Raw genomic sequence first — 13,007 nt, forward strand, 5'->3', positions numbered from 1 at the left:
GTCAGCCGTTCGAATGCATCCGCTCGATATAGGCACGCATTTCCTCGGCCTCGTGCCGGGCATCGCGCAGGCCTTCCATCGCGGCGCGCAGCTCGGCCTCGGTCTGGGCGATCTGGTTGGTCAGCTCGGCTTCGCGCTGTTCCAGATAGATGATCGCCTGATCGCGGGTCTCCTCGGCCTCATGCAGGGATTGCGCCAGACGCTCCAGTTCGCCCATGTCAGCGGCAGAGACGCGGCGGAAGCGATGCACCAGCCAGTTGGCAAACCAGCCCAAGGTGAAGGCCAGCATCAGAACGACGGCCGAGACGATGACGAATTCATTGCGGTTCATGCTGTGCGGTCCTCAAGCTCGGGTCGTCATCGGTCAGTTGGTCTGTTCCGGCCGGGGTTTCGGCCGGGAGGTGATTTCCTTCGGCGCGATCGAAGGGCTGGTGTCTCGCGAGAAATCCGGGCCGTCCTCCTCGGAGGAAGCGGCGGGTGCGGAGTCGGGCGTGGCTTCGCCTTCTGCCGCCCGGGCAGTGGCCTCAACCTGATCTTCCTCGACGACTTCGGCCGGTGCCGCGGGTTCCAGCAGCGTAAATTCGATACGCCGGTTCGCCTCGCGCCCTTCCTCGGTGCCGTTGTCGGCAATCGGCAGCCCCTCGCCATAGCCCTTCGCCACCATGCCGCTGATATCGACGCGCCGCCCTTGCAGTGCCAGTAGCACAGCCTCGGCCCGCGCCTGGCTGAGCGCGAGGTTCCCCTCGGTCGAACCCTGCGCGTCAGTATGACCGGCGATTTCCAGCTTCATCACCGGGCAGCCCTGAAGGATTTTCGCCAGTGCATCCATCGTTTCGCCTGTCGGCCCATCAATTTCGGCCGAGCCGGGCGCAAAGTTGATCTTGCTGGTGGCGACGGCCTTGTTCAGACTGGCCGCGCATTCCTGCGGGCTGGGCAAGGCGGCGAACGGGTCCAGCGCCTCGTCGTAACGCACACTTACCCGGAACGACTGGCCCTGACCCAGCTTGCCGGACAGGATCTGCGACACCCGCGCCCGGCTGCCCTGATTGCCACTGACCCCGGTCAGTTCGACCATATCGGCGCGCACGGTCAGCCTGCCGTCATGCAGTTCGGCCAGCGCCTCCAGCCCGGCCAGAACGCGGACGGGCCAGCCATCGGGCAGATCTTCGTCAAACCGGGTCGCGGTATAGACCTGATCGGCGCCGAAACGCGCCTTGGCATAACTGTCCACCGCCGATTTCAGCAGCGCATCGGTCAGGCGGCCGCGCAACTGCACCCGGCCCTCGGGCGACAGCGTGGCGGTAAATTCGGCCGGGCCCTGCGCCTTGGCATCGGGCTTCGGCGGCAGGGTGGATTTCAGCGAGAACACCGCCGGAAGCGCGGTCTGCAATTCGCCCACCACCTGATCGAAGGTCGCCTGCGAGGCACCCGGTTCCGCCAGCAACGTCACATCGGCATCCGAGAAGGTGATACTGCCACCGCCCAAAGCCTCCACCGCCTTGATCCCGGCTTCCACCGCCTCGGCCCAGCTCGGCGTCGGCACGCCCAGACCGACGGTGCAGATCGAGGTGCCCTGCACCCCGGCGGCCGTGCCGGCGCGCAGGATGCGGTCGCGTGCGCGGTCGGTGTCGGCCGAACAGGCATCGAACCGCGCGCCCTCGGCATCCTTGATGAACCGCAGGGTGAAGGGCGTCAGCACCGGGCGTGGTGCCGAAATCTCGACCACCACTTCCAGCCCTGCGGGCTTGATCTTGGCCAGTTCGGTTTCAAGCCGCCGTTTCTGCGCGTCGCTGTCGGAAATCGCCGTGATCGCCACGCGATCCGCCGCGACCGAGATCTTGGAGCGTGGCAGCAGTTTCAGTGCCTCGGTCCCGAAGGTCAGCGCCTCGGACCAGCGGTCCGGTGCCGGGAAGGCGGCGGTTTCCAGCATGTCCGACACCGGCAGGTCGCCCGCGATGGCCGAAACCTCATCCCGCAGCAATTGATCGGCGGCATCTGGCTCGGGGTCGGCCGGGTTCAGCCGGACCGAGGCGGGCAACAGCCCGATGACGGACAACCCGTCGGTATTGCGCAGCATTTCCACCGAAAAGCGCGGCGCCTCGATGGCGCGCACCGGGGCCACCGTCATGCGATCGCGCACGCGGGACGCATCCACCACCGCCCCGACAAGGTTGACCGCCCGGAAGCGCGCGGCCTCGTTCGGGGCCTCGCCTGACAGGCGGACCTGAAGCCCGGTGGTGCGCACATGGGTCCAGGTCATGCCGGCAGTCAGCAGTTGTGACCGCACCGCCGCCTCTGTCCGGTTCTCGATCAGCATTGCGGCAGTCCAGGCGATCACGATGGAAACCACCCCCCCGCCGACAAATGCGGCCGTGGTCAGGAGCGGGGTGCGTAATCTCATCGGTGGGCCTTCGGAACCATTACGTTACAGCTTCCTTAGGGTGCCGGGACGGACGGATCAATCAGACCGTCGCAGCACCGGCAAGAAACAGCGCAAGAATCAGCCCGGCATCGCGGTTCGACCGAAAGAGCCAGAGGCAGTTTTCCGTGTCGGTGGTGTCCAGTCGTGCCAGTTGCCAGCGCAGATGCCAGGCGAACAGCATCACCCCCAGGAGCCCCAGCGCCATGGGCCAGAGGCTTCCCGCCTCGATCAGCGCGGCGATGACGGCAAGCGCGGCAAGGCTGACTGCGCCGATCATGAACCACGTCAGCCAGAGGCGCGAGCTTTCGTCGCCGAACAGCCGCGCGGTGGATTTGACCCCGATCAGCGCGTCATCCTCCTTGTCCTGATGGGCATAGATCGTGTCGTAGAACAGCGTCCAGATGATGCCCGCCACCCACAGGATCACCGGCGGCAGGCTCAGGCTGCCGGTATGGGCGGTCCAAGCGACCAGCGCGCCCCAGTTGAAGGCAAGGCCCAGAAAGAACTGCGGCCACCATGTAAACCGCTTGGCGAAGGGATAGATCGCCACCAGCGCCAGCGAGGCCACCCCCAGCGTGATGGCCATTGGGGTGAAGGTGAACAGGATCGCCGCCCCGATCAGGCATTGCAACGCCATCCAGACCACTGCCTGCCGCACCGTGACCTGACCTGAGGGCAGCGGCCGCGACCGGGTGCGCGCGACGGCCGCGTCGAACTCTCGGTCGGTGATGTCGTTCCAGGTGCAGCCCGCGCCACGCATGACGGCCGCGCCAAGGGTGCAGCCTGCGAAGATCCACAGATCGCGCCAGCCGATCCCGGCCGGATCGGCGGCGGCGGCCAGCCACAGCCCCCAGTAGCAGGGCAGAAGCAGAAGCCATGTCCCGATGGGGCGGTCGGCCCGGCTAAGGCGCAGATAGGGGCGCAGCGCCGCGGGGGCATAAAGATCGACCCAGTTCCCCTTCGGCGCATCGGCGACGCTTGCTTGGGCCTCTGGCGTTTTGGCGCGCTCGGTCATAGGTTTGGCCTGTCATGGCAGATGCGAAGATCAGGCTTTATGTAGACCACCCTCTTGCCGGGGGGCAATCGGTTCCGCTGACCGAGGATCAGGCACGCTATCTGTTCGCCGTGATGCGGCTGCAACCCGGCGCGCTGGTGCTGCTGTTCAACGGTCGGGATGGCGAATGGCTGGCCGAGGTGGCCGAGACCGGCAAGCGCGGCGGGCGGCTGGTCTGCCAGTCGCAGACCCGACCCTTGCAGGCGCCGCCGGATCTCTGGCTGGTCTTCGCCCCGGTGAAAAAGGCGCGCACCGATTTCATCGTGGAAAAGGCGGTGGAACTCGGCGTGGCGCGCATCCTGCCGGTGCAGACCCAGTTCACAAATTCCGAACGATTGCGGGCTGACCGCCAGCAGGCCCATGCGGTCGAGGCGGCGGAACAATGCGGCGCGACCTTCGTGCCTGAGGTGGTCGAACTGCAACCGCTCGACCGGCTTCTGGCGGGCTGGTCTGCCGACCGCCGTATCCTGTGGTGTAACGAGGCGAAGGCCGGTGTCGCCACCGCACTGGCCGGGCAACCCGCCGGGCCTTGGGCCATCCTGATCGGTCCCGAGGGCGGCTTTTCCGACCGCGAGCGTGCGAAGCTTGCCGCCCTGCCGCAGGTGGTGGAGGCAAGCCTTGGCCCGCGCATCCTGCGCGCCGAGACGGCGGCGCTGGCGGCGCTGACGCTCTGGCAGGCGGCGCTGGGAGACTGGAAGTGATTCGCCCCGAGGCTCTGGCCACCCTTTCCCGCTGGCGCGAAAGCGCCTTTGCCGTCGCTCTGGGCGCTTTTGGCCTGTGGCTTGCCGGTCGCGGTGGCTGGGTCTTCGGGCCGCTCGGGCTGGCGATTGCGGCGGCGGGCGCAGCCTTCCTGATCCTCGCCCTGCGCCGCGCGCGGTTCCGTCAGAACAGCATCGGTCCGGGGCTGGTTGAGCTGGATGAAAGCCAGATCACCTATTTCGGCCCGACCGGCGGCGGTGCGGTTTCATTGCGTGAACTGGTCGAGTTGCGACTGCTTGCGCGCAGCGGGCGACGTTTCTGGCGGTTGAAACAGGCGGACGGGCAAGCCTTGCTGGTGCCGATAGATGCCACCGGGGCTGAACGGCTGTTCGATGCCTTCTCGGCCCTGCCGGGCATGGACAGCCAGACCCTTGTCGCCGCGCTCGCCCCCGTAGGGGGCGCCGTGTCAGGTGGTCTGCCTGCGCCTGCGACAGATACGCTTGGCCCGGTCATCTGGCATCGTGCTGCGCGCCGCGCCTTGACTTGACCGCGAACGCGCGCCACCTGTTGGCGCCCGACCCGCATCGAACGGAGCCTTCCTCATGTCCATTCCCCAATCCGGTGGCGGCCCCATCGAGCGGTTTGAGCAACTGGCCGAATACCTCGCCTCGGGCTGCAAGCCGAAAGCCGAATGGCGCATCGGCACCGAGCACGAGAAATTCGGCTTCCTGACCGACAGCCATCTGCCGCTGCCCTATGACGGCGCGCATTCGGTGAAGGCGCTGCTGGAAGGTCTGCGCGACCGGTTCAACTGGCAGCCGGTGCTTGAGGGGGACTATATCATCGGCCTCAGCCGCAACGGCGCCAATATCTCGCTTGAACCGGGCGGCCAGTTCGAGCTTTCGGGGGCGCCGCTGGCCAGCCTGCATGACACCGCCGCCGAATTGCAGAACCACTTCGACGAAGTGCGCGCCGTAACAGAAGGCTGGGGCGTCGGTTTCCTTGGCCTTGGCGCCGCGCCGGAATGGACGCATGACCAGATGCCGGTGATGCCCAAGGGGCGCTACCGGCTGATGACCGAATACATGGGCCGCGTCGGCACCCATGGCACGCAGATGATGTATCGCACCTCGACGACGCAGGTGAACCTCGATTACGCTTCTGAGGCCGACATGGTGAAGAAGCTGCGCGTCGCGCTGGCGCTGCAACCTGTGGCGACGGCGCTTTTCGCCTCGTCGCCGTTCTTTGATGGCAAGCCGAACGGCCATCGGTCCTGGCGCTCGCGCATCTGGCGGGGCCTTGATGACGCGCGCACTGGCATGCTGCCCTTTGCTTTTGAACCCGGCATGGGTTTCCAGCGCTATGTGGACTGGGTGCTGGATGTGCCGATGTATTTTGTCTACCGCGACGGCAAATACATCAATGCGCTGGGCCAGAGCTTCCGCGATTTCCTGCGCGGCGAACTGCCCGCGCTGCCGGGCGAAAAGCCCACGCTGTCGGATTGGGCGGACCATCTGACCACGGTGTTCCCCGAGGCGCGGGTGAAGAAATACATCGAGATGCGTGGTGCCGATTGCGGGGATCAGCCGCATATCGTGGCACTGCCGGCCTTCTGGGTCGGGCTGATGTATGACGACGCCGCGCTGGATGCCGCATGGGATCTGGTGAAGGGCTTCGATGTGGAAACGCGCGAGGGGCTGCGGGTTGCGGCTTCGGTTTCCGCACTGGCGGGCGAGGCAAACGGCGTGAAACTGATTGACCTTGCACATGCCACCGTGGGCCTGTCGCATGCCGGGCTTGCCGCACGCGGGCTGGACGAGGAACGCCTGCTGGCGCCCTTGATGCAAAGCCTCGGCAGCGGGCAGGTGCAGGCAGATCGCTTCCTTGCCGCCTATAACGGGGAATGGGGCGGCAGTCTCGCGCCGCTCTATCAGGCGGCGCGCGTGGTGTAACTGGCCGGGGCGCGGCCTGCGCCCCGATGCCTCACTTCTTGCCGATCTTCGGTTCCGTCCCGGTGCGCAGGCGCTGGATATTGGCTGCATGGCGGAAGAACACCAGCAGCGTCAGGATCATGCCCAGAAACAGCATCCGTCCCTGACCCAGCATCAGCATCCAGACTGTCGAGCTTGCCGCCGCCGCGAGTGCGGAGAGCGAGGAGATCCGCGAGACTACAGCGACCAGAAGCCATGTGGCGCAGCAGGCAAGGCCGACGGGCCAGGCCAGCGCCAGCAGCACACCCAGAAAGGTTGCCACGCCCTTGCCGCCCTTGAAGTTGAGGAATACCGGGTAAAGATGGCCCAGGAAGGCCGCTAGGCCGGCAAGCTGCGCCGCATCCTCGCCCGCCACCGCCCGCGCGATCAGCACCGCCACCGCGCCCTTGGCGCCATCCAGCAGCAGGGTCGCCGCCGCAGCCGCCTTGTTGCCGGTGCGCAGCACATTGGTCGCGCCGATATTGCCCGATCCGATCTGCCGCAGGTCGCCCAGCCCCATCAGGCGGGTGATGACCACCCCGAAAGGCACCGACCCCAACAGATAGGCGAAGAAGGCAACCAGAAACAGTGTCGTGGGATCGGTCGTCAGGCTCGGCATCCGTTATTCTCCTGCCGCAAAGACACGGGTGCCGCCCACCCATGTGGCGAGCACCTTACCCTCCATCCGCTGCCCGTCAAAGGGGGTGTTCTTCGACTTGGACCGCAGGGTGAAACGGTCCAGCACGAAGGGCGCATCGGGGTCGAATAGCACCAGATCGGCCGGCGCGCCCGCCGCCAGCCGCCCTTGCGGCAGGCCCAGGCGTCGCGCAGGGTTGAGGCTGAGCGCGCGCCACAATTGCGGCAGGCTCAGGTGGCCGGCGTGGTAAAGCCGCATCGCGGCGGGCAGAAGCGTTTCCAGCCCCACGGCGCCCGAGGCGGCCTCTTCATAGGGCAGGCGCTTGCTTTCCTCGTCGGCGGGCGTGTGCATGGAACAGATCACGTCTATCAGCCCCGCCCCCACTGCCTCGACCATGGCCAGACGGTCGTCCTCGGACCGCAGTGGCGGAGTCATGCGGAAGAAGGTGCGGTAATCTCCCACGTCGATCTCGTTCAGCGTCAGGTGATGGATCGACACCCCGGCCGTTACGTCGAACCCGTTCTTCCGCGCGCGTTCCAGCGCGGGCAGGGTGCGGGCGCAGGTGATCTGGTCGGCGTGGTAGCGCACGCCGGTCATCTCGACCAAGCCGATGTCCCGGTCAAAGCCCATGCGTTCCGCCATCGGATGCACACCCGGCAGACCGCGCAACGAGGCGAACTTGCCGCTGGTCACGGCGGCACCCTTTGACAGGCCGGGTTCCTGCGGATGGCCGATCACCAGCGCGCCAAGGCTGCGGGCATAGGTGAAGGCCCGCCCCAGCGCTTTGGTATCGGTGCTGACCGCATCGGCATCGGTGAAGGCCACGGCGCCCGCATCCAGCAGAAAGCCGATCTCGGTCATCTCGTGGCCCTGACGGCCCTTGGTCAGCGCGGCCATGTGGCGGATGCGCACGGGGCTGGCCTCGGCCGCGCGGCGCGTCACGAATTCCAGCACCTCGGGCGTGTCGATGGCGGGCGCGGTATCGGGACGCGCAATGATTGTCGTTACCCCGCCCGCCGCCGCCGCCAGCCCGGCGGACCGAAAGCTTTCGCGGTGCCGTTCGCCCGGCTCGCCGATCTTGACGCCAAGATCCACGATACCGGGGGCAAGGCATTTGCTGCCGCAATCCACGACCTCGGCCCCTTCGGGCGCGGGTTCGTTCACTGCGACGATCTGCCCGCCGCGCAGCGTCAGGCTGCCGGGCGCATCCGTCAGCGCCTCGGGGTCGATCAGGCGGGCATTGGTGAAATGCAGGGTCATGTCATGCCCTCCGGGGGTAGGATTGAAATGCAGGGGCGGGCATCAGCCGGACCCCAGCACGAATGCAAGTGTGAAAAGCCCGAGGAACACCAGAACGGCGACGGCCACCATGCCGCCGGCGCGCATTTCCTCTTTCGTGGGCTTGCGGTTCGGATCGGGTTTCATGCCGCCCCCCTTTGCACCTGCCGGATCAGCGCCAGCACCTGCGCACCTTCGTCGATGCGGTCGAAGATCAGGCTTTCGGTCACCGCGCCGCGCGGGCCGGTCATCTGCTGGTGCAACCTGATCGTTGCTGGCTCGCCCTCACTGTCCACGATGGTCGCCGGGGTCAGGGTCAGCGCATGTTCCCGCACCCCGGCCAGCGGCCAGTGCATCGCCACGATGGCACGGCGGTCGGTCAGCGTGTAGCGCGCGAATTTCGCCCGCAGGCGCGGCTGATAGGCCCGCCAGAACGCGAGTTTCATTCCGACAACCAGAAAGGGCAGGCCGAACAGCCAGAAGGCGCCCTGTTCCAGCGCCTTGGTCATCCAGAACAGCGAGAAAGCGATGAAGGCGAGGCCGAAGACCATTTCGCCGGGGCGCGAGACATCCAGCAGGCCGCCCGGCTCGGGCCGCCCTTCCCACAGGATACGTTCACCCGGCTGCAAATCGGTCATGCCCGGCCGCCCCGTGCCGCTTCGATCCGCGCGCGGGTGGCGGCTCCGTCGCGCAGGTATTTCATCAGGAATCTCTCGCCCGAGCGGGTGATGACGACCAGATCGCCGAACACCGGCTTCACATCGGCAATATCGCCCAGCGGGATCGCCTGCCCGGCTGGGCCCAAAAGCCGCCGGTCGGTCAGTCGCCATTCTGCCGCCAGCGCCTCGGAGGCGAGCCAGGCCGACCGCAGGCCCAGCGCCAGCACCGCCGCGACCGGCCCGATCCATGGATAGGGGTTGCCAAACGCCAGCAGCGCGGCCCCGGCCAGCGTGCCGAAGATGACTACAAGGATCAGGGTATTGCGCCAGTAGACCGTGCGGTCGGCGCGAAAGCTGTCCACCAGCCGCTCGCCCTCGGCCAAGGCCTGCGGGCCGCGAAACAGGCTGTCGCGGGCGGGGCCGTCGGTCATACCATGGTCTCCGCCGCCTTGGCGCCGCGTTCGGCGCGCAGGTTTCGGGCCAGGAGGTCCATGCAGGCCATGCGGACCGCGACGCCCATTTCCACCTGATCCTGAATCACGCTGCGGTTGATGTCGTCGGCCAGCTCGCCGTCGATCTCCACCCCGCGGTTCATCGGGCCGGGATGCATGACGATGGCATCCGGCGCGGCAACCGACAGCTTTTCCCCGTCCAGCCCGTAGCGGTGATAGTATTCGCGTTCCGAGGGGATGAAGCCGCCGTCCATCCGTTCCTTCTGAAGCCGCAGCATCATCACAACATCGGCGCCCTTCAGCCCCTCGCGCATGTCGTCAAACACCTCGCAGCCGAATTCGGCCACGCCCGAGGGCATCAGCGTCGGTGGCCCGATCAGCCGCACACGGTTTTCCATCTTGCCCAGAAGGATCAGGTTCGAGCGCGCCACCCGGCTGTGCGCGATGTCGCCGCAGATCGCCACGGTCAGCCGCTGGATGCGGCCCTTGGCGCGGCGGATGGTCAGCGCATCCAGCAGCGCCTGCGTCGGGTGTTCATGCTTGCCGTCGCCCGCGTTCAGCACGGCGCAATTCACCTTGCTGGCCAACAGGTTGACCGCGCCCGAGTTCGGATGCCGCACCACCAGCAGGTCGGGGTGCATCGCGTTCAGCGTCAGCGCGGTGTCGATCAGCGTCTCGCCCTTCTTCACGCTCGACTGCGCAACGCTCATGTTCATCACATCGGCGCCAAGGCGCTTGCCCGCCAGCTCGAAACTCGCCTGCGTGCGGGTCGAGTTTTCGAAGAACATGTTGATCTGGGTCATCCCCTCCAGCGCGTCAGAGCTTTTGACGGTGCGCCGGTTCAGATCGACATAGCGTTCGGCCAGATCCAGAACGCTGCGGATCTCGTCAGGGGCGAGGTGTTCGATGCCGAGCAGATGACGGGCGCGGAACGACATGGAAATCTCCCTCGGCAGCGGTTGCCGCGTTATAGGCAGCCGGGGAAGGCGGATCAATCGGTGAAATCGGCACAGGTCTCAGCGGATACTGCCCAGGATGTCATCCCACAGGTCTGCCCGCATCTGGAAGGCCTGATTCAGGCTTTCGATGGTCATCAGATTATTCTTGATGGTCAGGTTCATCTCTTCAAGATCCAGTGACGGGTCGATCAGCAGTCGGTCTTCCTCGGGGTCGAAATCCACGAGGTCGATGTGGCCCTTGGTCAGGGCGTCCTTGCTGAGAACGAAAGTATCCTCGCCCGCGCCACCCACCAGTTGCGTCGTGCCGCCATTGGCCACCAGTGTGTCGTCGCCTGTGCCGCCGCGCAGCAACAGCTTGCCGGTGCCCCCCACCAGCATGTCATTGCCGCCACCGCCGTCCAGCGTGTCATTGCCGGCATCACCGATCAGCTTGTCGTTGCCGCTGCCGCCGACCAGCTTGTCATTCCCTGCTCCACCGGAAAGCTGGTCGTCACCCGCGCCGCCGTCGATCTTGTCGTTTCCGGCGTTGCCTTCAAGGATGTCATTGCCGCCCAGCCCCTTCAGCACGTCTTTCCCGATGCTGCCGACGATATGATTGATCTTGGCAGTGCCCTTGGTGATCGCATCGCCCAGATCGGCAAAGATGGTGGCAAGCCCGCCGTTGAAGGCGAAATTCGCATTGTCGAGGAAGGAATTGAGCGTGTGCTTCTTGCCCAGTTCCACCTCGAACAGCGCGATGTCCTTCGAACTCAGCGGATCGTCCAGCGTCACCAGCGCGATGCGCTGCGCCTTGTTGGCCCATTCGATCGCCAGATCGCCGCGCGTCGGCTTCAGCCCGATCTGGGCGAAGCCTGAAATATCCAGCACATCACCGCGTTCATACCCTTCGATCCTGTCAACGCCGCCATTCTGGCCAAAGATGAAACGATCTTTGCCACCGCCGCCATTCAGCGTGTCATTGCCCGCCCCGCCCTCCAGCGTATCGGCCCCCGCCCCACCGTGCAGCACGTCCGCCCCGTCGCCGCCCGACAGGCGGTCATTGCCCGCATCGCCGGACAGGTCGTCATTGCCTGCATCGCCGGAAAGCACATCGTTGCCCGCGCCGCCCAGCAGCCTGTCCTTGCCTACGCCGCCCGACAGATCATCATTGCCGCCATTGCCGCGCAGCACATCGTCGCCATCCAGACCCACCAGCTTGTCGGCCGCATCGCCGCCGACAAGCACATCGTTGCCCGAGGTGCCGATGCTCTTGTCCGTCGGTTTGATGATTGCATCCGACAGGTGGGTGGCAAGCTGTGCCACGCCGTTCGACAGTTCGACCAGCGCGGTCTTGGTCGCGTCGCTGACAATGATGTCCTTGCCGCTGGTATTGAGATAGCCGTCCAGCCCATCCATCAGCTTGATCAGATTGCCACCAAGCTTGATCATGGCGGGAACTCCTGTTGCAGCGGGTTGCCTGATGCTCAGCGCATCGGTGCCGAAGGTGAAATCGGTGATCTTGTCGGGTCCGTCCTCGGCCCCCGGCGTGATGACAAACACATCCTTGCCATCGCCGCCGGTCAGTGTATCGACGCCCTTGCCGCCATCCAGCGTATCCTCGCCTGCCGCACCGGACAGGGTGTCGGCCCCCTTGCCGCCTTCCAGCAGGTTGGCCTTGCCGTCGCCCGCGATGGTGTCGTTTCGCGAGGTGCCGGTGACATTTTCGAAGTTGCTGATGGTATCGGTATCGTTGCCGTCCCTTGCAAAGCCCGCCGCCAGATCGACCTCGACCCCCAGATCCGGGTCGGGGCGTTCGCCGTTAAAGGCCTCCCATGAGGTTTCCAGAAGGTCGCCAAAGGCATTGGTCAGGTGAAATTCGGTCACCAGCGTATCGACGCCGCCGCGCCCGTCCAGAGTGTCGTCATCCAGCCCGCCCGAGATCGCATTGGCCTTGTCGTCGCCCTTGATGATGTCCTTGCTGGGTGATCCGAGGATACTCTCGATCCCCTTCAGCGAGGTGACGATGGTTGCGTAATCCTCGTAATAGCCACCGCGAGTCTGCACGGTTCCGGCCTTCAGGTCCGCCCGGATCGCCGTGAGGTCATCGGGGAAAAGCGAGCCGCCAGAGCCCCGGCCATAACCGATCCAGTCGATCCCCCCACGCCCGTTGACCGTATCGCTGCCACCCTCGCTGAGGTCGAAGAACTCCACCTCGCCATCGCTGCCGCTGATGATGTCATTGCCTTCCGAGCCGATCACTGCCTCGAAGTTGCGCAGGCTGTCGGTGTAGCCACCCCAGTTCGTGATCGAAAAGCTGAAATGCTTGGTGCCGACGGCCTTGCCGTTGTCCCAGATCGTCGAGGATTCTTCCTGCACGATGTCACGGCCCTGCCAAGAGGCGGTTCCGGCGGCCAGATCGACATTGGCGTAGTAACGCGGATAGGGCAGATCGAACTCCCATCCATAAAGCTCGCCATCGGCAAAGGTGTCGATGCGGAAATCCAGCAGGTCGAAGCCTGCGCCGCCATCTACGTCATCATCGCCGCTGCTGACCTGAAACACATCGTCACCCGCGCCCAGATCGACGGTGAACCGGCCGTTGAAGGTGGGGGTGGCGATCCGGTAGTCATACCAGCTGCCGGTCCAGACCCGTTCCAGTTCGAACGGGATCATCCGGCCACCGGATACGAAATCATCGGCTTCGTCCAGCGTCACCGAAGTATCGTCGGAGCTGAGCCAGCTATGGGCCATGTCTCTGATCGGCATTCTGGTCCCCCTTCATCGCGGGTGGAAAAGGTTTGGCCTTCGGATCAATGCGTCGTGATGGAATGGAATGACCCCGGCCCTGTCAGGGCCGGGGTTTTGAAAGCGTAGCGCGGTGCCGGGCAGGCAGGCAAG

At 65.6% G+C, this 13,007-nt stretch carries 13 protein-coding genes; 3 read left to right on the plus strand and 10 right to left on the minus strand.

Annotated features, from left to right (window positions below; translation table 11 throughout):
* Position 1: 1 nt before the first annotated feature.
* From D2N39_RS06620 to ubiA, 3 genes are all read right to left on the minus strand, one after another.
* Positions 2-331 carry a hypothetical protein gene (locus D2N39_RS06620; protein WP_119134005.1) on the minus strand — a complete coding sequence of 110 codons (330 nt, stop codon included), beginning with the start codon at positions 329-331 and terminating at the stop codon, positions 2-4.
* A gap of 33 nt (positions 332-364) precedes the next feature.
* Positions 365-2,401: an OmpA family protein gene (locus D2N39_RS06625; protein WP_119134006.1), complete on the minus strand. Its 2,037-nt coding sequence runs from the start codon at positions 2,399-2,401 to the stop codon at positions 365-367.
* A gap of 61 nt (positions 2,402-2,462) precedes the next feature.
* Positions 2,463-3,437, minus strand: coding sequence for a 4-hydroxybenzoate octaprenyltransferase (ubiA, locus tag D2N39_RS06630; RefSeq protein WP_119134007.1), 975 nt, complete (start codon positions 3,435-3,437; stop codon positions 2,463-2,465).
* A gap of 14 nt (positions 3,438-3,451) precedes the next feature.
* Between ubiA and D2N39_RS06635 the strand changes: the two genes are divergently transcribed.
* Genes D2N39_RS06635 through D2N39_RS06645 form a run of 3 tightly spaced genes read left to right on the plus strand, consistent with a single transcriptional unit; the run spans position 3,452 to position 6,127 of the window.
* Positions 3,452-4,177, plus strand: coding sequence for a 16S rRNA (uracil(1498)-N(3))-methyltransferase (locus D2N39_RS06635; RefSeq protein ID WP_119134008.1), 726 nt, complete (start codon positions 3,452-3,454; stop codon positions 4,175-4,177).
* Positions 4,174-4,722 carry a hypothetical protein gene (locus D2N39_RS06640; protein WP_233557076.1) on the plus strand — a complete coding sequence of 183 codons (549 nt, stop codon included), beginning with the start codon at positions 4,174-4,176 and terminating at the stop codon, positions 4,720-4,722. The genes D2N39_RS06635 and D2N39_RS06640 overlap by 4 nt, the downstream gene beginning before the upstream one ends.
* Positions 4,723-4,777: 55 nt before the next feature.
* Positions 4,778-6,127: a glutamate--cysteine ligase gene (locus D2N39_RS06645; RefSeq protein ID WP_119134009.1), complete on the plus strand. Its 1,350-nt coding sequence runs from the start codon at positions 4,778-4,780 to the stop codon at positions 6,125-6,127.
* Positions 6,128-6,158: 31 nt separating this feature from the next.
* Here the strand turns inward: D2N39_RS06645 and plsY are convergent, their stop codons facing one another.
* The 7 genes from plsY to D2N39_RS23640 all read right to left on the minus strand — a co-directional run bounded on the left by plsY (position 6,159) and on the right by D2N39_RS23640 (position 12,875).
* Positions 6,159-6,764: a glycerol-3-phosphate 1-O-acyltransferase PlsY gene (gene plsY, locus D2N39_RS06650; RefSeq protein WP_119134010.1), complete on the minus strand. Its 606-nt coding sequence runs from the start codon at positions 6,762-6,764 to the stop codon at positions 6,159-6,161.
* A 3-nt stretch (positions 6,765-6,767) separates the two neighbouring features.
* Entirely contained in the window at positions 6,768-8,042 is a 1,275-nt protein-coding gene (gene pyrC / locus D2N39_RS06655; RefSeq protein WP_119134011.1) for a dihydroorotase, read from the minus strand.
* 42 nt (positions 8,043-8,084) lie between these two features.
* Positions 8,085-8,207: a hypothetical protein gene (locus tag D2N39_RS23535; protein WP_267899568.1), complete on the minus strand. Its 123-nt coding sequence runs from the start codon at positions 8,205-8,207 to the stop codon at positions 8,085-8,087.
* A complete protein-coding gene (locus D2N39_RS06660) occupies positions 8,204-8,698 on the minus strand; it encodes a hypothetical protein (protein ID WP_119134012.1) in 495 nt (164 codons plus the stop codon). Before D2N39_RS06660 ends, D2N39_RS23535 begins: the two co-directional genes overlap by 4 nt.
* Positions 8,695-9,150: a hypothetical protein gene (locus tag D2N39_RS06665; protein ID WP_119134013.1), complete on the minus strand. Its 456-nt coding sequence runs from the start codon at positions 9,148-9,150 to the stop codon at positions 8,695-8,697. Before D2N39_RS06665 ends, D2N39_RS06660 begins: the two co-directional genes overlap by 4 nt.
* Positions 9,147-10,109 carry an aspartate carbamoyltransferase catalytic subunit gene (locus D2N39_RS06670; RefSeq protein ID WP_108128732.1) on the minus strand — a complete coding sequence of 321 codons (963 nt, stop codon included), beginning with the start codon at positions 10,107-10,109 and terminating at the stop codon, positions 9,147-9,149. Before D2N39_RS06670 ends, D2N39_RS06665 begins: the two co-directional genes overlap by 4 nt.
* Before the next feature lie 78 nt (positions 10,110-10,187).
* Positions 10,188-12,875, minus strand: a complete 2,688-nt coding sequence (locus D2N39_RS23640) for a calcium-binding protein (protein ID WP_119134014.1) — start codon at positions 12,873-12,875, stop codon at positions 10,188-10,190.
* Positions 12,876-13,007: the final 132 nt, after the last annotated feature.

Origin of the sequence: Gemmobacter lutimaris, from assembly GCF_003570715.1 — a bacterium.
Classification (GTDB): domain Bacteria; phylum Pseudomonadota; class Alphaproteobacteria; order Rhodobacterales; family Rhodobacteraceae; genus Gemmobacter; species Gemmobacter lutimaris.

What these genes read in the sequence shown, in the direction of transcription:
- D2N39_RS06620 (WP_119134005.1), bottom strand. Translation starts at nt 331, where the DNA reads ATGAACCGCAATGAATTCGTCATCGTCTCGGCCGTCGTTCTGATGCTG.
- D2N39_RS06625 (WP_119134006.1), bottom strand. Translation starts at nt 2,401, where the DNA reads ATGAGATTACGCACCCCGCTCCTGACCACGGCCGCATTTGTCGGCGGG.
- ubiA (WP_119134007.1), bottom strand. Translation starts at nt 3,437, where the DNA reads ATGACCGAGCGCGCCAAAACGCCAGAGGCCCAAGCAAGCGTCGCCGAT.
- D2N39_RS06635 (WP_119134008.1), top strand. Translation starts at nt 3,452, where the DNA reads ATGGCAGATGCGAAGATCAGGCTTTATGTAGACCACCCTCTTGCCGGG.
- D2N39_RS06645 (WP_119134009.1), top strand. Translation starts at nt 4,778, where the DNA reads ATGTCCATTCCCCAATCCGGTGGCGGCCCCATCGAGCGGTTTGAGCAA.
- plsY (WP_119134010.1), bottom strand. Translation starts at nt 6,764, where the DNA reads ATGCCGAGCCTGACGACCGATCCCACGACACTGTTTCTGGTTGCCTTC.
- pyrC (WP_119134011.1), bottom strand. Translation starts at nt 8,042, where the DNA reads ATGACCCTGCATTTCACCAATGCCCGCCTGATCGACCCCGAGGCGCTG.
- D2N39_RS23535 (WP_267899568.1), bottom strand. Translation starts at nt 8,207, where the DNA reads ATGAAACCCGATCCGAACCGCAAGCCCACGAAAGAGGAAATGCGCGCC.
- D2N39_RS06660 (WP_119134012.1), bottom strand. Translation starts at nt 8,698, where the DNA reads ATGACCGATTTGCAGCCGGGTGAACGTATCCTGTGGGAAGGGCGGCCC.
- D2N39_RS06665 (WP_119134013.1), bottom strand. Translation starts at nt 9,150, where the DNA reads ATGACCGACGGCCCCGCCCGCGACAGCCTGTTTCGCGGCCCGCAGGCC.
- D2N39_RS06670 (WP_108128732.1), bottom strand. Translation starts at nt 10,109, where the DNA reads ATGTCGTTCCGCGCCCGTCATCTGCTCGGCATCGAACACCTCGCCCCT.
- D2N39_RS23640 (WP_119134014.1), bottom strand. Translation starts at nt 12,875, where the DNA reads ATGCCGATCAGAGACATGGCCCATAGCTGGCTCAGCTCCGACGATACT.